Consider the following 21813-nt stretch of genomic DNA (forward strand, 5'->3'; position numbering starts at 1 on the left):
CGTGAGCGGGGTCACTGCTTGCTCTTGAGGACCGCCTCCATCACGTCCTTGGCGATCGGTGCGGCCAGGCCGCCGCCGGTGATGTCGGCACCGGTCGCGTTGCTGTCCTCGACGACGACGGCGACGGCGACCGGGGAGCCCTGATCGGTCTTGGCGTACGAGATGAACCAGGCGTAGGGCTTCTCGCTGTTGTTGATGCCGCGCTCGGCGGTACCGGTCTTGCCGCCGACGGTGACGCCGTCGATCCGGGCGTTGGATCCGGTGCCCTTCTCGACGACGGTCTCCATCATCGCCTGGATCTTCTGCGCGTTCTCCGAGGAGAGCGGCTGGGACAGCTCCTGCGGTTCGGTCGTCTCGATGGTGTCCAGGTTCGCGGCCTTGAGCTGGTCGACCATGTACGGCTTCATCAGCTTGCCGTCGTTGGCGATCGCCGCGGTGACCATGGCCATCTGCAGCGGGGTGGCGCGGTTGGAGGCCTGGCCGATGCCGGCCATGGCGTTCTGCGACCTGTTGTCCTCGGGGTAGACGCTCTCGGCGGCGCGGACCGGGGTGTCCAGCTCCGGGTTGTTGAAGCCGAACTTCTCCGCGTACTCGATCATCTGCTCGTTGCCGACCTCGTGGCTGAGCTTGCCGAAGACGGAGTTGCAGGAGTACTGCATAGCCACGCGCAGGGTGGCGTTCTCGCAGGGGATGTTCCCGTGGTTGCGGAGCGGCGTGGTGGTGTCCGGCATGATCCACGGCTCGGGCGTGTCGGTCTTGGCGTCGATGTCGGTGACCAGACCCTCCTCCAGCGCCGCCGCGGCGGTGACCACCTTGAAGGTGGAGCCCGGCGAGTAGGTCTCGCGCAGCGCCCGGTTCAGCATCGGGTCGTCGGGGTTGTTCTCCTTCTGCACGGCCTGCCAGGCCTTGGCGTCCGCATCGCTGGTCCCGGCGAACTTCGACGGGTCGTACGACGGCGTGGAGACCAGCGCCAGGATCTTGCCGGTCGCCGGGTCGATCGCGGCGACGGCGCCCTTCTTGTCGCCGAGCCCCTTGTACGCGGCCTTCTGCGCGGCGGCGTTGAGGGTGGTGACGACGCTGCCGCCCTCCTTCGGCTTGCCCGTGATCATGTCGAGCGTGTTGCGGAAGAAGAGCCGGTCGTCGTTGCCGGTGAGGATGCCGTCCTCCAGCTTCTCCAGCTGGTTGGCCCCGAAGGCCTGCGAGGAGTAGCCGGTGACCGGTGCCCACATGGCACCGTCGGTCCAGGTGCGCTTGAACTTGTAGTCGCCGCTCTTGGACTCGACGGAACCGGTGATGGCCTTGCCGTCGACGATGATGTTGCCGCGCGGGGTGGCGTAGCGCTCGATGTTGACGCGGCGGTTCTCGTCGTCGGAGGCCAGTTCGTCGGCCTTGGCGTACTGGAGCCAGTTGTCCCGGATGAGCAGGGCGAGGATGAGCAGGCCACAGAAGAGCGCGACCCGGCGCAGGGGCTTGTTCACGGGCGGACCACCTGGGTCATCTCGGCGTCGGGGTTGGCGGCGGGAGCGGGCGCCGGGCGGCGGGCGGTGTCACTGATCCTGAGCAGGATGCCGATCAGCGCCCAGTTGGCGATCACGGAGGACCCTCCGTACGCCAGGAACGGCATCGTCATGCCGGTCAGCGGGATCAGTCCCATGACGCCGCCGGCGACGACGAAGACCTGGAGCGCGAAGGCGCCGGACAGGCCGATGGCGAGCAGCTTGCCGAACGGGTCACGGGCGGCGAGGGCGGTGCGCACGCCGCGCTCGATGATCAGTGCGTACAGCAGCAGGATCGCCATGACGCCGGCCAGTCCGAGCTCCTCGCCGAAGGTGGCGAGGATGAAGTCGGAGTTGGCGGCGAAGCCGATGAGGTCGGAGTGGCCCTGGCCCCAGCCGGTGCCGAGGGTGCCGCCGGAGCCGAAGGCCCACAGGGCCTGCATGGCCTGCTCGGAGTGGACGATGCCGTCGCTCACCCCGGCCCGGCTGAGCTCGTACTCGCGCATCGGGTCGAGCCAGGCCTGCACGCGCGTCTGGATGTGCGGCTCGAAGCTCGCCACGCCGACGGCGCCGACCGCGGACATCAGCAGACCGAAGACGATCCAGCTGGTCCGCTCGGTGGCGACGTACAGCATGATCACGAACATGCCGAAGAACAGCAGCGAGGTGCCGAGGTCGGTCTCGAAGACGAGGATGAGGATCGAGATCGCCCAGACCACGAGGATCGGGCCGAGGTCGCGCCCGCGGGGCAGGTAGAGGCCCATGAAGCGGCGGCTGGCGAGGGCCAGGGCGTCGCGTTTGACCATGAGGTAGCCCGCGAAGAAGACCGCGAGGACGATCTTGGCGAACTCGCCGGGCTGGAGGGTTCCCAGACCGGGGATCTTGATCCAGATCTTGGCGCCGTAGACGTTGTGGCCGAGACCCGGGACCAGCGGCAGCAGCAGCAGGATCAGCGCGCCGGCCATGGAGATGTAGGTGTAGCGCTGCAGGACGCGGTGGTCCTTGAGGAAGAACAGCACGGCCACGAACAGGGCGACGCCGAGCGCGGAGTACATCAGCTGGCGCGGCGCCGCCTCGACGAACGTGCTGCTCGCCTGCAGTCGCTTCGACTGGTCGAGCCGCCAGATGGCGACGAGGCCGATGCCGTTGAGCAGGGTGGCCAGCGGCAGCATCAGCGGGTCCGCGTACGGGGCGAACTTCCGTACGACGAGGTGGCCGACGCCCGCCATCAGGCCGAGGCCCAGGCCGTAGCTCAGCAGCCCGGCGGGGACCTCGTCGTCGAGGGCCAGTCCCACGTTGGCGTAGGCGAAGACCGGGATGACGACGGCGAAGACCAGGAGCGCGAGCTCGGTGTTGCGGCGGCTGGGCGCGCCGATCGCACCGATCGTGGACGTGTGCTGCGTCGACGGGTTGGTTGTACTGCTCATCGTGTGACAGGGCCTCTCACGGCTTGCCTACTGCTTACCGCACAGCGAGACGACCTTCTGCTCTTCCTCCGAGAGGCTGGGGCCGGGGTTGGGAGAAGGTGCGGTGGTGGACGGGGGCGTGGACTGCTGCGGAGCCTTCGCCGAGCCCGAGGCGGTCGGCGTCGGCGTGACCTTGGACGTGAAGGAGGCGGGAGTGGTTCCCGTGGCGCCCCCGGCCTCGCCCTCACCGGTCTTCGCGTTGTTCTCGCTCTCGGCGGCGCGCCGCTCGGCCTGCTTCTTGCACGCGGAGGCCTGGACGGACAGTTCCTCGATCTTGGCGCGGGCGCCCTCGAGGTCGCCCTCGGCGATGGTCGCCTCGACCAGCTTCTGCTGGTAGGGCGGCAGGTACTTGAGTTCGATCTCGGGGTGGTCCTTGGCCACCTTCGACAACGAGACCCAGGCCAGGTCCTGGCTGATGCCCCGGTACAGCGCGACGTGCTCGTCCTTGGTGCCGACGTAGTACTGCGTCTGCGTCCAGCGCCAGCCGCCGTACAGGCCGCCGCCGATGACGGCGAGGGCGAGCAGGCTGTAGACGGACCTCTTGAGCCACCTGCGGTCCTTGCGGGGCTTTTCGAAGTCGTCGTAGTCGAAGCCGTCGGTGGGGATGAAGCCGGTGATGTCGCCGCTGCCGGGCGGCCCGAACTCGCCGCCGCCCTCCGGGCGCCGGCGGCCGAGGCCGGAGGCGCGGCCGGCCGGGGTCTGCATGATGCCGTTGTCGTGCGGCTGGTTCTGGTTCTCGGCGACGGCGCCCACCACGACCGGGGTGTCGGACAGCTGCCCGGCGAGGGTGTCCCCGGTGTCGAGGTCCAGGACGTCGGCGACGATCACGGTGATGTTGTCGGGGCCGCCGCCGCGCAGGGCCAGCTCGATCAGGTTCTGCACGGTCTCCTGGGGGCCCTGGTAGCTGGCCAGGGCCTCCTCCAGGGTCTGGTGGGAGACCACGCCGGACAGGCCGTCGGAGCAGATCAGGTACCGGTCGCCGGCCCGGACCTCGCGGATGGACAGGTCGGGTTCGACGTGGTCGCCGCTGCCGAGGGCCCGCATGAGCAGGGACCGCTGGGGGTGGGTGGTCGCCTCCTCCTCGGTGATCCGGCCCTCGTCGACCAGGCGCTGCACCCAGGTGTGGTCCTGGGTGATCTGGGTGAGGACGCCGTCGCGCAGGAGGTAGGCGCGGGAGTCGCCGACGTGCACCATGCCGAGGCGCTGACCGGTCCACAGCAGCGCGGTCAGGGTGGTGCCCATGCCCTCGAGCTGGGGGTCCTCCTCGACCATCATGCGCAGCTGGTCGTTGGCCCGCTGGACGGCGGAACCGAGCGAGGTGAGCAGGTCGGAGCCGGGGATGTCGTCGTCGAGCGCGACGATGGTGGAGATCGCCTCGGAGGACGCGACCTCTCCGGCGGCGGCGCCGCCCATGCCGTCGGCGATGGCGAGCAGGCGCGGACCGGCGTAACCGGAGTCCTCGTTGCCCTCCCGGATCATCCCCTTGTGCGATCCGGCGGCGAAGCGCAGGGACAGACTCATGCGCACCTCGCCTGTCGGCTCCGGGTACAGCCGGTCGTGTCGAGCCACACTGCCCACCCTCCGGTCGGGAGCGCGCCGGGACCCTGGTCGAGGACCCCCACCGCGTGCTCGCTCCGCTCGCTCATTGTCGTACTACTTCCGCAGCTCGATGACGGTCTTGCCGATGCGGATCGGCGCACCCAGCGCAATCGGTGTGGGGGTCGTCAGCCGGGTCCGGTCCAGGTAGGTGCCGTTCGTGGAGCCCAGGTCCTCGACGATCCACTGGCCGTCGCGGTCCGGGTAGATCCTGGCATGGCGGCTGGAGGCGTAGTCGTCGTCCAGCACGATGGTGCTGTCGTGCGCCCGGCCCAGGGTGATGGTCTGGCCCTGGAGCGCGACGGTGGTGCCGGTGAGGGTGCCCTCGGTCACGACCAGCTTGGTGGGGGTGTTCCTGCCGCGGCGGCCGCCGGCGGACTGCTGGCGCTGCGGCGGAGGCGCCTGACGGGCGGCCTGCTGCGGCCGGCCGGCGTCCCGCCGTGATCCGCGCTGGGTGACGCGGGTACCGAACAGGTCACTCCTGATGACCTGTACGGCCACGATCACGAACAGCCACAGAACGGCCAGGAACCCCAGCCGCATGACCGTGAGGGTCAGCTCTGACATTGCCCCCGCTTCACCCTTCGGCTTGCCTATAGATAACGGTGGTGCTGCCCACGACGATCCGCGAGCCGTCGCGGAGCGTAGCGCGGGTGGTGTGCTGCCCGTCCACCACGATGCCGTTGGTGGATCCGAGATCCTGGATCGTCGAGGGCGTTCCGGTCCGGATCTCGCAGTGCCGGCGGGAGACGCCGGGGTCGTCGATCCGCACGTCGGCGTCGGTGCTGCGGCCCAGCACCAGCGTGGCGCGGGAGATCTGGTGGCGGGTGCCGTTGATCTCGATCCAGTGGCGCGTGCGCCCGGTGGGGGCGGGCGCGGCGGGGGGCCGCGGGCCGCCCGCGGGCTGCGGGTAGCCGTAACCGCCGCCGCGGCCGCCGCCCGGCGGCGGTGCGGACGGCATGGGCGGCGCACTCGCGGGGGCGGCCGGCGGGTAGCCGTAGCCGCCGGCCGGCGGGGCGCCGCCGGGGCCCGCGGGCGCCTGGCTGCTGGAGGAGGCGAGCGTACGGCTGCGCACCCGGTACAGACCGGTGTCCAGGTCCTCGGCCTTCTCCAGGTGGACCTTGATGGGGCCCATGAAGGTGTAGCGCTGCTGCTTGGCGTAGTCGCGGACCATGCCGGCGAGCTCGTCGCCGAGCTGGCCGGAGTACGGGCTGAGCCGCTCGAAGTCCGGCGTGCTCAGCTCCACGATGAAGTCGTTGGGGACGACGGTGCGGTCGCGGTTCCAGATGGTGGCGTTGTTGTCGCACTCCCGCTGGAGCGCTCCCGCGATCTCCACGGGCTGCACCTCGGACTTGAACACCTTGGCGAAGGTGCCGTTGACCAGACCTTCGAGACGCTGCTCGAACTTCTTCAGGACTCCCATGGGGCACCTCCTCCGTCGCTGCCGTTCTGTGTACTGCCCCGTGCACCGGGTCGTGCACTGTCTACCTGGTACTGCTTACTGATCGTATCCACGCGCCGGTCGATCGGCTGGTTCCCCCTGTCCGCCCGGTCGACGGGTGTCGACGCCTGACGAAGTTCCCTCCGGGGCTCCTCTTTGAACTCCTTCGGCGAACTCCTTCGGCCGTGCTGGTGCGCGTCGTTCTGCCATGGATCGTAGAGGGGGCCGCAGACCAGTGTCCCGCACCGGGCTGTGGACTCGTCCGGCTCCCGGGGAGACGGGGGCCACCGGTACGAGGTTGATACGAGATGAAGTTCCGGTCGATACGAGGACGGGGCGGCGGCGCCCTCGGCCGGCCCGGGCGCGGGCGGGGGCCGGGCGGGCCCGGTAACCCTGTTCACGGCAGGTGGGAGCGGGGGCCGGGGAAAGGGATGTGAATCCACCCCGGCCAGCGTGCTAATGTTCTCGATGTCGGAAGGCGCCGGGCCCCAAGGGGCAAGGCCCGAGGACACACCCAATGCGCGGGTGGCGGAATAGGCAGACGCGCTGGATTCAGGTTCCAGTGCCCGCAAGGGCGTGGGGGTTCAACTCCCCCCTCGCGCACACCGTCGGACGGGCGGCATCCATCGGATGCCGCCCGTTCCGCATGTCCGGGGTGGTGGCGACGGCCGTCGCTGTGAGGAACATCTCATGATCATTTTTGCCGTCGAGGCCGGAATCCGCCTCCGCCGGCGCGGGCCCCGGCCCCCGCTGCCGCGGCGCGGGCCCCGGCCGGGGTGTCCGGCCGGGGCACCGGTCGAGACGTCCGGCCGGGGCGCCCGGCCGAGGCGCCCGGCGGGGGCGCCGTCACTCCCGTACGCCGGCCGAATCCACCGCGCGCCGCCGCAGGGCGAGAGCGGCGGGAACGACGGCGGACACCACGGCGAGCAGGGCGCAGGCGGCCACGACGACGCCGAGGGCCGTCCAGGGCAGCGCGACGGCGCCCGGCACCGACAGCAGGCCCAGCGCGGCCCGCATCCCGCCCAGGTGGAGTCCGGCCACCAGCAGGCCCAGCAGCCCGCCGACCGCGACCACCAGCAGCGCCTCGGCCGCCACCAGCCGCAGCACCTGCCACCGGGTGGCCCCGGCCAGCCGCAGCACGGCCAGGTCGCGCACCCGGTCGGAGGTCGCCATGACCATCGTGTTGACCAGGGAGATGCCGGTGTACAGCAGGGCGATGCCGAGCACCAGCAGGAAACCGGCCCGGGTCCTGCGGTCGGTCCCGGGGGAGGCGGCCGCGATCCACTCGTCCCGGGTGAACACCTCCCCGCCCGAGGAACGCACCGCCTCGCGCAGCCCGGCGGCCACGGCGCCGGAGTCGGCCCCGGCGGTGAGGGCGACGTCGACCCGGTCGACCGCCGCGCCGGGGGCGTTGGCCGGGGTGACGTAGACGCCGTTGTCGCCCGTGCCGGTGGCCGTCACCGCGGCGATCCGCAGCGTCCTGGGCGTGCCGTCGCCGAGCCACACCCGGACCCGTTCGCCCACGGTGTGCCGCTCCCACTCCTCGTTGACGACGATCGAGCCGTCGTCGAGGCCGGCCACCCGGCCGGCGACCAGCGGCAGGCGCGTGGTGGCCGCCAGCGCCCGGGGCTCGGCGGCGCGCGCGTCGGACCTGATGAGGGCCACCCCCTCCTCCAGGACGTACACGGCGCCCGACGCGGTCGCGGACACCGTGGCGCCGGGGACGGCGCGCAGTCCGTCGAGCGTGCGCGCGTCGAGTCCCGCGCCGCCCGGGGCGGTGACGACGAAGGCGGCGGCGGTCCGCTGCCGCGTCTCGGAGGTCTTCGCCCCGTTCAGCGTCGCGGTGGCACCCAGCAGCGAGCCCGCGAGGGCGACCGTGACCAGGACCGGTGCCGCGACGGCGGCGGTGCGGCGCACCCCCGCGGCGGCGTTCTCCCGGACCAGCATGCCCGCGGCGCCCGGCAGCCGGGCGGGCAGCCAGGCGAGCAACCGGGTCAGCGGGCGCACCACGGCCGGCGCGAGCAGTGCCACCGCGGTGATCAGCAGCATCGGCCGGCTCACGTACGTCTTGCGGTGCAGCAGGTCGCCCGGGTCCTCGGCCAGCGCGATGCCGAGGGTCACCCCGGCGGTCAGCAGCAGGCCCGTGCCGGACAGCAGGCGGCCCCGGCCCATCGTCCCGGTGTCCACCGACGCCTCGCGCAGCGCCTGGGCGGGGCCGGTGCGGCCCGCCCGCCAGGAGGCGGCGGACGCGCCGCACAGGGCGACGAGCAGGCCCGTCCAGAAGGCCGCGTGGTACGGCCAGGTGTGGTCGCCGATGGCGAACCAGGACGGTGCCAGACCGCCGTCGACCACCCACTCGGCCAGTGCCGGCGCGCCGTACGCGCCGAGCACGCAGCCGGCGGCCGACGCGAGGACGCCGACCAGCGCGGCCTCGGCGAACACCGTCCGGCGGATCTGGCCGGGCGTGGCGCCGGCGGTGCGCAGCAGGCCGAACTCGCGGCGCCGCTGGGCGACGGCGAAGGCGAAGGTGGAGGCCACCACGAACACCGACACGAAGGCGGTGACGCCGCCGGCCGTGCCGAACAGGGCGTTCATCGCGGTCAGGGCCTCTTGGTCGCGGTCGGGGTCGGCGTCGGCGTACCGGCGCGCGTTCCCGGTCAGGACCTCGGCACCGCTGCCGCGCACCGCGTCCCGTACGGCCGCCGGGTCGGCGTCGACGACGAGCTGGACGGAGGCGGGGGACAGCCGGGCGGCCTGGGCGTCGGTGTAGAAGACGGCGTGCTCGAAGCCGCGGTCGGCGACGGTGCCGACGACCCGCACGGTGCCGCGGTCGGTGCGCACGCTCCGGCCGGGCTTCGCCCAGTCGCCGCTGATCACGACCTCGCCGGCGGCGCGCGGTGCGCGCCCCGCCTCGATCTCGTACGGGGCGAACGCGGCCGTGGACCAGGGGTGGCCCACCAGGCCGTCCGGCCCGCCTGCCGCCCGCACGGCGAAGGACCGGTCCGGCACGACGGTGCCGAGCCCCTCCAGCTCCGCGACGGTCGCGGCGGGCACGGCCCGCGGCCGGGCGAGCTCCTGCGTGCGGTCGCCGACCGGGGTCGGCACGCGCAGGACGTCCTGCCCCCTGACCACGACCGGCGCGGCCGCGAACCGCTCGGGACCGCGCTCGGGCGCGTCCAGCGACGAGGCGAGGGCCAGGCCCATGACGGCGAGCAGCGCGACCCCCAGCGACAGCGCGACGAAGCTGCCGGCGAAGGTGACCCAGCGGGTGCGCAGGGTGCGCAGGGCGACGCTCAGCACGGCGCGCCCTCCAGCCCGGTCATGCGGGCGGCGATGCGGGCGGCGCCCGCCCCGACGAGCTCGCCGTCGACCCGGCCGTCGGCCAGGAAGACCACCCGGTCCGCGCAGGAGGCGGCGACGGGGTCGTGCGTCACCATGACGACCGTCTGGCCCTCGTGGTCGACCATGCCGCGCAGCAGCGCCAGCACCTCGCGGCCGGTCCGCGAGTCCAGGGCACCGGTCGGCTCGTCGCCGAACAGCACCTCGGGACGGGTGATCAGGGCACGGGCCAGGGCCACGCGCTGCTGCTGGCCGCCGGACATCTCCGTCGGCCGGTGCCGGGCCCGCTCGCCGAGGCCGACCTGCCGGAGCACCTCGCGGACCCGGGCCCGGGGCACCCGCCGGCCGGCCAGGCGCAGCGGCAGCGCCACGTTCTGCTCGGCGGTCAGCGACGGCAGCAGGTTGAACGCCTGGAAGACGAACCCGATCCGCTCGCGGCGCAGCAGGGTCAGCCCGGTCTCGTTCAGCCCGGTCAGTTCGGTTCCGCCCAGGGTGACCGAGCCCGAGGTGGGCCGGTCCAGGCCGGCGGCGCACTGCAGCAGGGTCGACTTGCCCGAGCCGGAGGGGCCCATGACGGCGGTGAAGCTGCCGCGGGGGAAGGCGAGCGAGACGTCGTCCAGCGCCCTCACCTCGCCGTCCCCCGATCCGTAGCGCCGGCTCACGCGGCGCAGGGTGATCGCCTCGCCGTCCGTCCGGCCCGTCCCGCCCATGTGTCCCCCCACTCTTCCCGTCACCCGTCCCTCGTCCAGTCGTCCGCTCCGGCCCGTCCGTCCCGGGCCGGCCGTGTGGTTCCACGAAACCGTCCGGGGGCCGGTCGGCGCAGTACGGCAGGGGCGAGATCCGGGGTAGGGCCAGGCATACCCCCGGTTCTCCGCCCGGGCCGATGGCTCCGGGCGGCGCGGGCTCCTACGGTGATCCGCATGCAGCCGACGACCCGTGCGGGGCCCCGCAATCCCTGGCAGGCCATGGCCCGCCCCGGTTACCTGCTGTCGTCGTGGCCGTGGCGCTCGGCCGGGTACCTCCTCACCGGCGTGGTGACCGGGGCCGTCGTGCTCGTGGGCCTCGTGGTCTCGGTGGCGGCCGGCGGTGTGCTCGCGCTCGCGCTGGTGGGGCTGCCGCTGCTGGGCGCGACGGCCCTCGCGGGCATTCCGGTGGCCCGGCTGGAGCGGCTCAGGCTGCGCCTGGTCGACCGGGACCCGGCGCACGACCTGCACCGGCCGCCCGCCGCCCCCGGCCTGCGGGTGTGGCTGGTCACCCGGGTGCGGGAGCGGGCCACCTGGCGGGAGCTCGGCCACGCCCTGCTGTGCGCGGTCCTGCTGTGGCCGGTCGACGTCCTCGCGCTCACGGTCGGCCTGCTCCTGCCGCTGGGCACGGTCGCCACCCCGCTGCTGATGGCCACGGTCGGGGACGGCCGGGAGGCCAAGGTGCTCAAGCTGTGGACGGTCACCACCTGGCCGACGGCGCTCGCGGTCGCCGCGCTGGGGCTGCTGCTGGTGGCCCTCGGCGCCTACCTCCTGGGCGTGGCCGCCGGCGCGCGCGCCGAGCTGACCCGGCTGCTGGTCGCCCCGCGCGGCGGTGACCTGGGGGCCAGGGTGGTCGAACTGACCCGCTCCCGCGTGCGGCTGGTCGACGCCTTCGAGGCGGAGCGGCGGCGCATCGAGCGTGATCTGCACGACGGGGCCCAGCAGCGGCTGGTGGCGCTGACGATGGCCCTGGGCCTGGCCCGCCTGGACGTGCCGCCCGGACCGCTCGCCGATCAGCTCGCCAAGGCCCACGAGGAGGCGGGCAGGGCGCTGGAGGAGCTGCGCGAACTCGTCCACGGCATCCATCCCAAGGTCCTCGCCGACTACGGCCTGGAAGCCGCCGTCGCCGACGCCGCCGACCGCTCCGCCGTGCCCGTCGACGTGGCACTGGAGCTGCCGGGCAGGCTGCCCCAGGCGGTGGAGGCCGCCGCGTACTTCGTGGTGTGCGAGGCGCTCGCGAACGTCGCCAAGCACAGCGGGGCCCGTCGGGCCCGGGTGAGCGGCGGGCACCGGGACGGCCGGCTGCTCCTGGAGGTGTCCGACGACGGCCGGGGCGGCGCACGGGCCGGAGCCGGGGCGGGACCCGGTACGGAGGCCGGGACCGGAACGGGTGCCGGGACCGGAACGGGGGGTGGGGCCGGCGCCGCGGCCGGCAGCGGGCTGACGGGACTCGCGGACCGGGTGTCGGTGCTGGATGGCAGACTCTCCCTGTCCAGCCCGGTGGGTGGCCCGACCTTGTTGCGTGTGGAGATTCCTTGTGCGCCTTGCGAGTCGACCGAACCCTGCGCGTAGTGCTGGCGGAGGACAGCGTGCTGCTGCGGGAGGGGCTCGTCGGCCTGCTCGGCCGCTGCGGGCACGAGGTCGTCGCGGCCGTCGGTGACGCCGGGGCGCTGGTCGCCGCGGTCGAGGAGCACACCCCCGACGTCGTGGTGACGGACGTCCGTATGCCCCCCGGCTTCCAGGACGAGGGGCTGCACGCGGCGGTGCGGCTGCGGGAGAAGCGGCCCACGCTCCCCGTGCTGGTGCTCAGCCAGTACGTGCAGCGGACGTACGCCTCCGAACTGCTGGACTCGGGCGACGGCACGGGCGTCGGCTACCTGCTGAAGGACCGCGTCGGCCAGGTCGAGGAGTTCGTCGAGGCGCTGTGCGAGGTCGCGGACGGCGGCACCGTCGTCGACCCGGAGGTGGTGCGGCAGCTGCTGCGCCGGCGCCGCGATCCGCTGGAACGGCTCACCCCGCGCGAGCGGGAGGTGCTGGCGCTGGTCGCGGAGGGGAAGTCGAACGGCGCGATCGCCCGGGAACTCGTGGTGTCGGAGGCGGCCGTGGGCAAGCACATCGGCAGCATCCTCACCAAGTTGGACCTGCCCCCGGCGGACGAGACCCACCGCAGGGTCCTGGCGGTCCTGGCCTACCTGCGGGCGTGAGGGCGGCGGCCGGAGCGGGCCGGACCGGGGGCCGGAGGGGACGGGACCCGCGGACCGGAGAGGGCCGGGGCGGGGCGGCGCCGCTCTTCCACAGCGCCGGAGTCGTCCACAGGGTCTGACGCGTTTCGGCCACCGGCTGTACGGTCGGCACGGTTGATGTCATGCCCCGCGCCGATGTCCTTGTCGGCGCCGGGCCCGGAGGAACGTGTCGCGGGACCCGTGCGCAGGCGCGCGGGCGTGCGTACGGGGGGAGGCGGTTGCTGTGACGGAGTTCGGCGCGGAGACGGTGGCGCAGGCCGGACCGGATGGTGCGGCCGGGGCCGGCGGTGCGGACGGGGGGCGGCGGCTGCCGCGTGTGCCGGGATTCGCCGAGTGGCCGGCCGCGGGCACGCCCAAGGAGGAGGGCAAGGCCCTGCGCGGTCCGGTACCGCGCAGCGCACACGCCGTCCTCGACCTGGACGCCTCCCGCCCCGACGCGGTCGGCGCCGTCGAGGAGTCCGGCCGCGGCCGGCTGCCCGAACTGACCCCGATCCGGGTGGGCCGGATGGCCGCGACGCCGTTCGCCTTCCTGCGCGGGTCGGCGGGCCTCATGGCGTACGACCTGGCCCGCACCCCCACGACGCGGATACGCGCCCAGATATGCGGCGACGCGCACGCGGCGAACTTCGGCCTGTACGGCGACGCGCGCGGCGGGCTGGTCATCGACCTGAACGACTTCGACGAGACGGTGACGGGCCCCTGGGAGTGGGACCTGAAGCGGCTCGCGGTCTCGCTGGTGCTCGCGGGCCGGGAGACCGGCGCGGACGAGGACACCTGCCGTGCGGCGGCCCACGACGCGGTGGGCGCCTACCGCCGCACGATGCGGCTGCTGTCCAGGCTGCCGGCCCTGGACGCGTGGAACGCCATCGCGGACGAGGAACTGGTCTCCCACACCGACGCCCACGACCTGCTGGGCACGCTGGAGCGGGTCTCCGAGAAGGCCCGCGCGAACACCAGCGGGCGTTTCGCGGCCAGGTCGACCGAGGAGGTGGCGGACGGCGGACGCCGTTTCGTCGACGCGCCGCCGGTGCTGCGCCGCGTCCCGGACGGCGAGGCCGCCGCGGTGGCCGCCTCCCTGGAGCAGTACCTCGGCACGCTCCCGGAGGACCGCCTCCCGCTGCTGGCCCGGTACGCGGTGCACGACGTGGCGTTCCGCGTCGTCGGCACGGGCAGCGTGGGCACCCGTTCGTACGTCGTGCTGCTCCTCGACCACCGGGGCGAGCCCCTGGTCCTGCAGGTGAAGGAGGCCCGCCCCTCGGCCCTGGTGCCGCATCTGCCGACGGCCGGCTTCGACGTCCCGGAGGCCGGGCACGAGGGCAGGCGGGTGGTCCTGGGGCAGAAGCGGATGCAGGTGGTGAGCGACAGCCTGCTGGGCTGGACGACGGTCGACGGCCGCCCCTTCCAGGTGCGCCAGTTCCGCAACCGCAAGGGCAGCGTCGACCCGGCCGCGCTGGCCGCCGACCAGGTCGACGACTACGCCCGCATGACCGGCGCCCTCCTGGCCCGCGCCCACTCCCACAGCGCGGACCCCCGGCTGATCGCCGGCTACTGCGGCAAGAACGGCGAACTGGACGAGGCCGTGGCGGCCTTCGCCGTCGCCTACGCCGACCGCACGGAGGCGGACCACGCGGACCTGGTGGCCGCGGTGCGGTCGGGACGGATCGCGGCGGAGACGGGGGTGTGAGGCGGCGCCCGGGGGACGGTCCGCGGTCACGGGGCCCGGGCGGACCGTGACGTCCGTGGCCTTCGCGGTGCCTGGGACCTCTGTGGCGTCCGCGGCGTCCGCGTGTGACGTCCGCGGCGTCCGCGCGGCCCGGGCGGTGGCCTACCCTGTCCGGGTGACGACCTCGGAAGGTGAGCAGGGTGGCGGCGCCGGTGCGCGGACGCCGGGCGACGGTGGTGCCCCGCGGCCCGAGGAGCGGCTGGAGCGGGCCGTACGGGCCGCCGAGCAGGCGCTGATCGAGTTCGAGATCGCCGTGGAGACCTTCCGCGTCGAGGTCGAGAACTTCTCCCGGCTGCACGAACAGAAGCTCGGCCCGATGTACGCCCGCCTCGAGGAGCTGGACGCCCGGATCCTGGAGGCCAGGGCCGCCCGCACCGGCGACCCGGAGGACCTGCGCCGGGCCGACGAGGCGCGCTCCCGGCTGATGCCGATCCCCGGCGTCGAGGAACTGCTGAACGGCTGGATGGACGGCGACGGCCTCTTCCCGGAGGCCACGGCCATGCTCACGGACCAGCCGGTCCGGCCCCCGCAGCGGGTGCGGCCCAGCGAGGAGGCCCGCAAGCTCTACCGCGACCTCGCCCGCAAGGCCCACCCGGACCTGGCGCAGGAGGAGAAGGAGCGTCTGCGCCGCGAGGAGTTCATCACCCGCGTCAACGCCGCCTACGCCCGCGGCAACGAGGCCGAGCTGCGCGAACTCGCCGAGGAGTGGGCCGCGGGCCCGCAGCTCGAGCGTGCCCCGAGCGCCGGTGAGGAGCTGTACGCCCGCCTCGAATGGCTGGCCCGGCGCAAGGAACTGCTCACGCTGGTCGCCAAGGAACTGGAGGAGAGCGCCATCGGGGCGATGCTGCGCCTCGCCCCGGACGACCCCGACCGGCTGCTGGAGGAGATCGCCGAGCAGCTGCGGGCCCAGGTGACCGAACGCGAGGCGGAGCTGGCGGCCCTGCTGGCCTGAGCCCCGGTCCTGTCCGGTCGGGTAGCGTCGGGGGTATGAGTTTTGGAGCTGGTGTGCCCACTGTCGCGGTCGCGGACCTCAAGGACGGCGACTTCCTGCTGGACGTCCGTGAGGACGACGAATGGAAGGCCGGCCACGCCGAAGGGGCGCTGCACATCCCGATCAGTGAGTTCGTGGCCCGCTACGGCGAGCTGACCGAGGCCGCCCCGCAGGACGGCCGGATCCATGTGATCTGCCGCTCCGGCGGACGGTCGGCCCAGGTCACGATGTACCTCGCCCAGCAGGGCATCGACGCCGTGAACGTGGACGGCGGCATGCAGGTGTGGGAGTCCGCAGGCCGTCCCGTCGTCACCGACGACGGGACGCCCGGCCACGTGCTGTGACCCGTCGGCGGTGCCTGCCGCGCCCGGGGTCCGGGCGCGGCGCTCAGCGGTCGAAGTCCAGCTCCACTGCCTCCGTCACCGGACGGGACTGGCACGCCAGGACGTAACCCGCCTCGGTCTCCTCCGCCTCCAGTGCGAAGTTGCGGTCCATCCGCACCTCGCCCGAGACGAGGAAGGCCCGGCAGGTCCCGCACACCCCGCCCTTGCAGGCGTAGGGCGCGTCGGGCCGGTTGCGCAGCACCGTCTCCAGCAGGGACTCGCCGTCCTGCACGGGCCAGGTGCCGCCGCGTCCGTCGAGCCGGGCGGTGACCGTGCTGTGCGCGGGGGCCGGCGCCGCCGTGACCGATGCCGTGCCGGCGTCCACGTGGAAGATCTCCTCGTGGATGCGGGAGCGTGCGACCCCCAGCCCGCGCAGGGCCCGCTCGGCTCCCTCGACCAGTCCGTACGGCCCGCACAGGAACCAGCCGTCCACCTGGTCCACGGGCAGCAGCGCCGGCAGCAGCCCGGTCAGCCGCTCCCGGTCCAGCCGCCCGGACGGCAGCCCCGCCTGCTGCTCCTCCCGGGAGAGCGCCGTCACCAGCTGGAGCCGCTCGGGGTGGCGGTCCTTCAGGTCGGCGACCTCCTCCAGGAACATCGTGGAGGCGGACGTCCGGTCGCTGCGTATCAGGCAGAAGCGGGCACGGGGCTCGCGCGCGAGGAGGGTCGAGACGATCGACAGCACCGGGGTGATGCCGCTGCCGCCGACGATCGCCGCGTACAGACCGGGTGCGGGGCGGAGCGTGAAGCGGCCGGCCGGGGTCATCACCTCCAGCTCGTCGCCGACGTTGATCTCCTTCAGCGCGTACGTCGAGAAGGCGCCGCCCTCGACGAGCCGCACGCCGACCCGGAGCGTGTCCGGTCCCTCGCCGTCGGGCGCGGGGGAGCAGATGGAGTAGGTGCGCCGTACGTCCTGGCCGTCGACGGTGCGTCGCAGGGTCAGGTGCTGGCCGGGGGCGTGGCGGTACTCCTCGCGGAGTTCCGGGGGGACGGCGAGGGTGAGGGCGACGGAGTCGTCGGTGAGCCGGTCGACCGCGGCCACCCGGAGCCGGTGGAAGCGCGCCATCACAACTCCTTGAAGTGGTCGAACGGTTCGCGGCAGGAGAGGCACCGGCGCAGCGCCTTGCACGCGGTGGAGGAGAAGCGGCTGAGCAGTTCGGTCCCGGCGGAGCCGCAGTGCGGGCAGCGCACGGGATCGAGGTCCTCCTCCGGCGGGGCGGAGTGGGTGCGGGTCGGTCCGAGCTCCACCCGGACCGGTCCGGACGCCGACCGCACGCGCGGTGGGGCGATGCCGAACTCCCGGAGCTTGCGCCGCCCTTCGTCGGTGATGTCGTCGGTCGACCAGGCGGGTGCGAGCACCGTGCGGACGGTGACCTCGCGCACCCCGTGCTCACGCAGCACCCGCTCTATGTCCAGGCTCATCGCCTCGACGGCCGGGCAGCCGGTGTACGTGGGGGTCAGCTCGACCTCGACGGCGTCCGTCCCCCGCGCGCGCACCGCGCGCACGACACCCAGCTCGCGCAGGGTCAGCACGGGCAGCTCCGGGTCGGGGACCGAACCGGCGAGCTCCAGGAGCTCCGCCTCCAGCGGGGTGGTCACCATGCCGCCCCCGGGTGGCTGCGGTGCAGGTGCTGCATCTCGGCGAGCATGCGGCCGAAGGACTCGGTGTGCAGGCCCTGGCGGCCCGCGCCGGCCGTCCACGCCCCCGTCCGCGGGCCCTCGGGCACGGTGAGCGTGGCGCGGCGCAGTACCTCTCCGATCCGCTCCAGCCAGGCCGCCTCCAGGCCGCTCCAGTCGGCGTCGAGGCCCTCGACCGGCTGGAACATCTCGCCGGTGTGACGCCACAGCGCGTCCACGGCGCGTTGCATCCGCGCGTGGCTCTCGTCGGTGCCGTCCCCGAGCCGCAGGGTCCACTGCTCGGCGTGGTCGCGGTGGTAGGCGACCTCCTTGACGGCCTTGGCGGCCAGCGGCGCGAACGGGCCGTCGCCTGCGGCCAGTTCGGTGTGCAGGAGGTACTGGTAGGTGGAGAAGTACAGCTGGCGGGCGATGGTGTGGGCGAAGTCGCCGTTGGGCTGCTCCACCAACTGGAGGTTGCGGAAGGCGCGTTCCTCGCGCAGATAGGCCAACTCGTCCTCGTCGCCGACCATCGACAGCAGCACCCGGGCCTGGCCCAGCAGGTCCAGCGCGATGTTGGCGAGGGCGACCTCCTCCTCGAGGACGGGGGCGTGGCCGGCCCACTCGCCCAGGCGGTGGGAGAGCACCAGCGCGTCGTCGCCGAGGGCGAGCGCGGCCGTGGTGAGGGCGGTGTCCCTCGCGGGGGTCGTCGTCACAGGTGCTGCACCCCCTCGGGGATCTCGTAGAACGTCGGGTGCCGGTAGGGCTTGTCGGCGGCCGGTTCGAAGAACGGGTCCTTCTCGTCGGGCGAGGAGGCGGTGATCGCGGACGACGGCACGACCCAGATCGAGACGCCCTCGCCGCGCCGGGTGTACAGGTCGCGGGCGTTGCGCAGGGCGAGCTCCGCGTCCGGCGCGTGCAGGCTGCCGGCGTGGGTGTGGGACAGTCCGCGGCGCGAGCGCACGAAGACCTCCCACAGGGGCCAGTCGGTGTGGGTCATGCTCGCGTCGCTCCTGTCTCGACGTCCACCGGCACGGGCCGGTCGGTTCCGTTGGCGGGCCGGTCGGCTCCGTGCGGGGTGCCGCCGGTGCCGCGGGCGTGCTTGGCCGCGTGGGCCGCTGCCGCCTCCCGGACCCAGGCGCCCTCCTCGTGGGCCCGCCTGCGCCGGCTCAGCCGCTGTTCGTTGCACGGGCCGTTGCCCTTGAGGACCTCCCGGAACTCGGTCCAGTCGATCGGGCCGAAGTCGTAGTGCCCGCGCTCCTCGTTCCACTTCAGGTCCGGGTCGGGGAGGGTGAGCCCGAGGGACTCGGCCTGGGGGACGCAGATGTCGACGAAGCGCTGGCGCAGCTCGTCGTTGGAGTGCCGCTTGATCTTCCAGGCCATCGACTGGGCGGAGTGCTGGGACTCGTCGTCGGGCGGGCCGAACATCATCAGCGACGGCCACCACCAGCGGTCCACCGCGTCCTGCGCCATCGCGTGCTGCTCCGGGGTGCCCCGGCTCAGGGCCAGCAGCAGCTCGTAGCCCTGGCGCTGGTGGAAGGACTCCTCCTTGCAGATGCGGACCATGGCGCGCGCGTACGGGCCGTAGGAGCAGCGGCACAGGGGCACCTGGTTGGTGATCGCGGCGCCGTCCACGAGCCAGCCGATCGCGCCGACGTCCGCCCAGGTCAGCGTGGGGTAGTTGAAGATCGAGGAGTACTTCTGGCGGCCGGAGTGCAGCTTGTCGAGCAGTTCGTCGCGGCTGGTGCCGAGCGTCTCGGCGGCGCTGTAGAGGTACAGGCCGTGCCCGGCCTCGTCCTGCACCTTGGCCATCAGGATCGCCTTGCGGCGCAGCGAGGGCGCGCGGGTGATCCAGTTGGCCTCCGGCTGCATGCCGATGATCTCGGAGTGGGCGTGCTGCGCGATCTGCCGGACGAGCGTGGCCCGGTAGGCGTCCGGCATCCAGTCGCGCGGTTCGATCCGCTCGTCGGCGGCGACGGCCGCGTCGAAGGCACGCGTGTACTCGGCGGTGCCGCCAGCGCCGTCCGGTGTGTCGTACACCTGGCTGCGGGCCGTATCGCGGGCGGCTGCTGTCGCCATGGGTCCCCCTCGACCTGGACTCTTCTCGGAACACGCTCCCGACCGATCGTTCGGTTCGTGCGATTCCATGGTGAGACGGGCGCCGCGAGGTGTCAACCGCTGTGGATAACCTGCGGGGAACGCCGTGGGCGAAGGACACGGCCGTGCGCCGGGTGACGGACGTGGAACGGGTGGCCCGCCGGGGGTGTGCCCGGACGGGCGGTCCTGAGTACCGTTCCGTGCGACGCGACGCGACGCGACGCGACGCGATGCGCCGGTGCGCCGGTGCGGTGCTGTGGTGCGGCGGTGCGGAAGCGGCGGGGGGACGACGTCCTCGCGGCCGGGCGAGGGCGGCGACGGACGGGCCGGGAACGGACCGGGATCGGGGACGGGGCGGAGATGGACGCGTACGACGAGGGCTCGGACGCCCGGCACGGGCCGGCCGGGCCGGGCCCGCGCCGCGGCCTGCCCGGCCCCCCGCCCGCCCCCGACGGCCCGGCGGACGCCCCCGACGATCCGGTGGATGTCCCCGACGGCCCGGCGGACGCCCCCGACGATCCGGTGGATGTCCCCGACGGCCCGGCGGACGCCCCCGACGATCCGGTGGATGTCCCCGACGGCCCGGCGGATGTCCCCGACGACCTCGCGGATTCCCCCGGCGGTCCGGTGGACGCGCCGGGCCGCCGGACGGCTCCGCACGCTCCCGCGCCCCCGGCGGACATCCCGCCCGCGCCGCTCCTTCCCGCCGCCGGCCCCGGCCGCCTCCCGGCCGGTCCGCCGCCGGCCGGTCCGCCCGACGAGCCCCGTACCGGCGTGGCCGCCCTCTCCCTCCGCTACCAGATCGGCGCCGCGGTGGCGCTCGCGGCCGTCGCGGCCGGGGTCTGTGTGCACCTCGGCATGACGTTCCTGCACGTGGCGCCCGCGAACACGGTCAGCAAGGAGCACGGCGAGACGATCGAGGACTGGATCTACCCGGAGTTCGAGCAGAACTGGAAGCTGTTCGCGCCGAACCCGCTGCAGCAGAACATCGCCGTCCAGGTGCGCGCCGAGATCCGGACGGCGGACGGGGGCGTGCGGACCACCGGCTGGTACGACCTGTCCGCGCAGGACGGCCGGGCCATCGACGGCAACCCGCTGCCCAGCCACACCCAGCAGAACGAGCTGCGCCGCGCCTGGGACTTCTTCCTCGCGACGCACGACGGCGACAACCGCCCGGCCGGCCCGCGCGGGACGCTGTCCGAGGCGTACCTGCGCCGGATCACGGTGCTGCGCCTGGACCGGGCGGACGCGGCCGGCCCGGGCGGTCTCGTCGAGCGGGTCCAGATCCGCTCGCGCACCACCAACGTGGCGCCGCCGGAGTGGAGCGAGGAGCGGGTCTCCACCACGCCCGTCTACCGCACGCTGCCCTGGTGGCCGGTGCCGGAGGACGAGGCCCGGGGAGGTGTCGGGTGAACCGCTTCTCGCTGGCGGTCTCCCGCGCCATCGCCCGCGTCACCGACTCCGCGCTCGGCCCCCGCCAGAGCGCCCTCGTACGCATCGGCTTCAGCCTGACCTGGCTGCTGTTCCTGCTGCGCGAGTACCCCCACCGGCAGGAGCTGTACGGACCCGACGGCCCCTGGAGCTGGGACCTCGCCGACCAGCACGTCGGGGGCAACGGCGCCTTCACCGCGCTGCTGTGGTCGGACGGCCGGGGCTGGTTCGAGGCCCTCTACGCGCTCTGCGTGCTGTGGAGCCTGCTGCTGCTGCTGGGCTGGCGCACCCGCACCGCGTCGGTGCTGTTCATGGTGGGGGTGCTGTCCCTGCAGAACCGCAGCGTCTTCGTGGGGGACGGCGGCGACAACGTCCTGCACCTGATGTCGATCTACCTCGTGTTCACGCGGTGCGGCCGGGTCTGGTCACTGGACGCGCGGCGCGCGCGGCGCGAGGCCGAGGTGCGCGCGCGGGGGGAGCGGCCGCGGGACCGGGTCGGCCCGGTGCTGTGGGGGGTGCTCGGGTTCCTGCTGCTCGTGGCGACCCTGGCGGGCCGGACGGACGGCGACCGGTTCGTACCGGTGCTGCTGTGGACCGTGTGGTCGGCCCAGGCGCTGTGGTGGCTGGCCGGGCGCCTCGCGAGGACCGGGCAGCCGCGGATCCTGCTGGACGTCGTCGCGAACGTCGTGCACAACGGAGCCCTGCTGGTGATCATGGCCGAGGTGTGCCTGATCTACGCCACGGCCGGCTGGTACAAGGTGCAGGGTTCCCGCTGGCAGGACGGCACCGCGGTCCACTACCCGCTGCACCTGGAGTACTTCTCCCCCTGGCCGGGCCTCGCCGACCTGCTGTCGGCCAGCGGCACGGTGGTGATGCTGGTGACCTACGGGACGGTCGTCGTGCAGGTCGCCTTCCCCTTCACGCTGTTCAACCGGCGGGTCAAGAACGTCCTGCTGGCCCTCATGATGACCGAGCACGCGGTGATCGCCGTCGTCCTCGGGCTGCCCTTCTTCTCCCTGGCGATGCTCGCGGCCGACGCGGTCTTCCTGCCCACGTCCTTCCTGCGCCGCCTGGGCACCGGGGCGGCACGCGTGCGCGACCGCCTGCGCCCGCGCGGCGGCGGCAGGTCCGTCCCCGGGCCGCGGCGCCCGGATCCCCGCGCCGGCGGCGCCCGGGGCGACGGGGCGGAGGCGGCGGAGGAGGCGAAGGCGGCCCCCGCGCCCGGAGGGCCCCCGACGCCGCGCACGTAGGCT

The 21813-nt window shown here is 73.7% G+C and carries 19 protein-coding genes and 1 tRNA gene; 8 read left to right on the forward strand and 12 right to left on the reverse strand.

Annotation, left to right across the window (positions count from 1 at the left end; translation table 11 throughout):
* Positions 1 to 11: 11 nt before the first annotated feature.
* The 5 genes from GL259_RS20015 to GL259_RS20035 all read right to left on the reverse strand — a co-directional run bounded on the left by GL259_RS20015 (position 12) and on the right by GL259_RS20035 (position 5981).
* Positions 12 to 1478, reverse strand: coding sequence for a penicillin-binding transpeptidase domain-containing protein (locus GL259_RS20015; protein ID WP_159534706.1), 1467 nt, complete (start codon positions 1476 to 1478; stop codon positions 12 to 14).
* Positions 1475 to 2923, reverse strand: coding sequence for an FtsW/RodA/SpoVE family cell cycle protein (locus tag GL259_RS20020; protein WP_159534708.1), 1449 nt, complete (start codon positions 2921 to 2923; stop codon positions 1475 to 1477). Before GL259_RS20020 ends, GL259_RS20015 begins: the two co-directional genes overlap by 4 nt.
* Positions 2924 to 2950: 27 nt before the next feature.
* Entirely contained in the window at positions 2951 to 4483 is a 1533-nt protein-coding gene (locus GL259_RS20025; RefSeq protein ID WP_159534710.1) for a Stp1/IreP family PP2C-type Ser/Thr phosphatase, read from the reverse strand.
* Positions 4484 to 4615: 132 nt separating this feature from the next.
* Positions 4616 to 5125 carry an FHA domain-containing protein gene (locus GL259_RS20030; protein WP_159534712.1) on the reverse strand — a complete coding sequence of 170 codons (510 nt, stop codon included), beginning with the start codon at positions 5123 to 5125 and terminating at the stop codon, positions 4616 to 4618.
* A gap of 10 nt (positions 5126 to 5135) precedes the next feature.
* Positions 5136 to 5981, reverse strand: a complete 846-nt coding sequence (locus GL259_RS20035) for a DUF3662 and FHA domain-containing protein (protein ID WP_159534714.1) — start codon at positions 5979 to 5981, stop codon at positions 5136 to 5138.
* 537 nt (positions 5982 to 6518) lie between these two features.
* Between GL259_RS20035 and GL259_RS20040 the strand changes: the two genes are divergently transcribed.
* Positions 6519 to 6602: transfer RNA gene (locus GL259_RS20040), tRNA-Leu, on the forward strand.
* A 243-nt stretch (positions 6603 to 6845) separates the two neighbouring features.
* On the opposite strand, the gene GL259_RS20045 is transcribed toward GL259_RS20040, so the two are convergent.
* Both GL259_RS20045 and GL259_RS20050 read right to left on the reverse strand, forming a co-directional pair.
* Complete coding sequence (locus tag GL259_RS20045) at positions 6846 to 9299, reverse strand: FtsX-like permease family protein (protein WP_159534716.1); 2454 nt, start codon at positions 9297 to 9299, stop codon at positions 6846 to 6848.
* The gene (locus tag GL259_RS20050; RefSeq protein ID WP_159534718.1) at positions 9293 to 10048 is read right to left on the reverse strand and encodes an ABC transporter ATP-binding protein; all 756 of its coding nucleotides are present in this window, start codon (positions 10046 to 10048) and stop codon (positions 9293 to 9295) included. Before GL259_RS20050 ends, GL259_RS20045 begins: the two co-directional genes overlap by 7 nt.
* A 255-nt stretch (positions 10049 to 10303) precedes the next feature.
* On the opposite strand from GL259_RS20050, the gene GL259_RS20055 reads away from it, so the two are divergent.
* The 5 genes from GL259_RS20055 (at position 10304) to GL259_RS20075 (ending at position 15382) form a co-directional block, all read left to right on the forward strand.
* Positions 10304 to 11653 (forward strand): sensor histidine kinase, encoded by a 1350-nt coding sequence (locus GL259_RS20055; protein ID WP_159538798.1) that lies wholly within the window; start codon positions 10304 to 10306, stop codon positions 11651 to 11653.
* Positions 11653 to 12285 (forward strand): response regulator transcription factor, encoded by a 633-nt coding sequence (locus GL259_RS20060; RefSeq protein WP_159538796.1) that lies wholly within the window; start codon positions 11653 to 11655, stop codon positions 12283 to 12285. Before GL259_RS20055 ends, GL259_RS20060 begins: the two co-directional genes overlap by 1 nt.
* Positions 12286 to 12571: 286 nt before the next feature.
* Positions 12572 to 14008: a DUF2252 domain-containing protein gene (locus GL259_RS20065; RefSeq protein WP_159538800.1), complete on the forward strand. Its 1437-nt coding sequence runs from the start codon at positions 12572 to 12574 to the stop codon at positions 14006 to 14008.
* Between the two features lie 154 nt (positions 14009 to 14162).
* Positions 14163 to 14999, forward strand: coding sequence for a hypothetical protein (locus tag GL259_RS20070; RefSeq protein ID WP_159534720.1), 837 nt, complete (start codon positions 14163 to 14165; stop codon positions 14997 to 14999).
* A 53-nt stretch (positions 15000 to 15052) separates the two neighbouring features.
* A complete protein-coding gene (locus GL259_RS20075; RefSeq protein ID WP_159534722.1) occupies positions 15053 to 15382 on the forward strand; it encodes a rhodanese-like domain-containing protein in 330 nt (109 codons plus the stop codon).
* A 43-nt stretch (positions 15383 to 15425) separates the two neighbouring features.
* On the opposite strand, the gene GL259_RS20080 is transcribed toward GL259_RS20075, so the two are convergent.
* From GL259_RS20080 to paaA, 5 genes are read right to left on the reverse strand one after another with little or no spacing between them, the layout of a single operon-like run.
* On the reverse strand, positions 15426 to 16484 hold the full coding sequence (locus GL259_RS20080) for a 2Fe-2S iron-sulfur cluster-binding protein (protein WP_159534724.1): 1059 nt from the start codon (positions 16482 to 16484) through the stop codon (positions 15426 to 15428).
* Complete coding sequence (paaD, locus tag GL259_RS20085) at positions 16484 to 17020, reverse strand: 1,2-phenylacetyl-CoA epoxidase subunit PaaD (protein WP_159534726.1); 537 nt, start codon at positions 17018 to 17020, stop codon at positions 16484 to 16486. Before paaD ends, GL259_RS20080 begins: the two co-directional genes overlap by 1 nt.
* A complete protein-coding gene (paaC, locus tag GL259_RS20090) occupies positions 17014 to 17748 on the reverse strand; it encodes a 1,2-phenylacetyl-CoA epoxidase subunit PaaC (RefSeq protein ID WP_159534728.1) in 735 nt (244 codons plus the stop codon). Before paaC ends, paaD begins: the two co-directional genes overlap by 7 nt.
* Positions 17745 to 18032, reverse strand: coding sequence for a 1,2-phenylacetyl-CoA epoxidase subunit PaaB (gene paaB, locus GL259_RS20095; protein WP_093764322.1), 288 nt, complete (start codon positions 18030 to 18032; stop codon positions 17745 to 17747). The genes paaC and paaB overlap by 4 nt, the downstream gene beginning before the upstream one ends.
* Complete coding sequence (paaA, locus tag GL259_RS20100; RefSeq protein WP_159534730.1) at positions 18029 to 19111, reverse strand: 1,2-phenylacetyl-CoA epoxidase subunit PaaA; 1083 nt, start codon at positions 19109 to 19111, stop codon at positions 18029 to 18031. Before paaA ends, paaB begins: the two co-directional genes overlap by 4 nt.
* 378 nt (positions 19112 to 19489) lie before the next feature.
* Between paaA and GL259_RS20105 the strand changes: the two genes are divergently transcribed.
* Complete coding sequence (locus GL259_RS20105; RefSeq protein WP_159534732.1) at positions 19490 to 20542, forward strand: DUF5819 family protein; 1053 nt, start codon at positions 19490 to 19492, stop codon at positions 20540 to 20542.
* On the forward strand, positions 20539 to 21810 hold the full coding sequence (locus GL259_RS20110; protein WP_159534733.1) for an HTTM domain-containing protein: 1272 nt from the start codon (positions 20539 to 20541) through the stop codon (positions 21808 to 21810). The genes GL259_RS20105 and GL259_RS20110 overlap by 4 nt, the downstream gene beginning before the upstream one ends.
* Positions 21811 to 21813 lie beyond the last annotated feature (3 nt).

Origin of the sequence: Streptomyces sp. Tu 3180, from assembly GCF_009852415.1 — a bacterium.
Lineage (GTDB): Bacteria > Actinomycetota > Actinomycetes > Streptomycetales > Streptomycetaceae > Streptomyces.

Excerpts from the sequence above, each read along its gene's own strand:
- GL259_RS20035 (WP_159534714.1), bottom strand. The coding sequence starts at position 5,981 with ATGGGAGTCCTGAAGAAGTTCGAGCAGCGTCTCGAAGGTCTGGTCAAC.
- paaD (WP_159534726.1), bottom strand. The coding sequence starts at position 17,020 with ATGGTGACCACCCCGCTGGAGGCGGAGCTCCTGGAGCTCGCCGGTTCG.
- GL259_RS20050 (WP_159534718.1), bottom strand. The coding sequence starts at position 10,048 with ATGGGCGGGACGGGCCGGACGGACGGCGAGGCGATCACCCTGCGCCGC.
- GL259_RS20025 (WP_159534710.1), bottom strand. The coding sequence starts at position 4,483 with ATGAGTCTGTCCCTGCGCTTCGCCGCCGGATCGCACAAGGGGATGATC.
- GL259_RS20030 (WP_159534712.1), bottom strand. The coding sequence starts at position 5,125 with ATGTCAGAGCTGACCCTCACGGTCATGCGGCTGGGGTTCCTGGCCGTT.
- GL259_RS20105 (WP_159534732.1), top strand. The coding sequence starts at position 19,490 with ATGGACGCGTACGACGAGGGCTCGGACGCCCGGCACGGGCCGGCCGGG.
- GL259_RS20055 (WP_159538798.1), top strand. The coding sequence starts at position 10,304 with ATGGCCCGCCCCGGTTACCTGCTGTCGTCGTGGCCGTGGCGCTCGGCC.
- paaA (WP_159534730.1), bottom strand. The coding sequence starts at position 19,111 with ATGGCGACAGCAGCCGCCCGCGATACGGCCCGCAGCCAGGTGTACGAC.
- GL259_RS20020 (WP_159534708.1), bottom strand. The coding sequence starts at position 2,923 with ATGAGCAGTACAACCAACCCGTCGACGCAGCACACGTCCACGATCGGT.
- paaB (WP_093764322.1), bottom strand. The coding sequence starts at position 18,032 with ATGACCCACACCGACTGGCCCCTGTGGGAGGTCTTCGTGCGCTCGCGC.
- GL259_RS20080 (WP_159534724.1), bottom strand. The coding sequence starts at position 16,484 with ATGGCGCGCTTCCACCGGCTCCGGGTGGCCGCGGTCGACCGGCTCACC.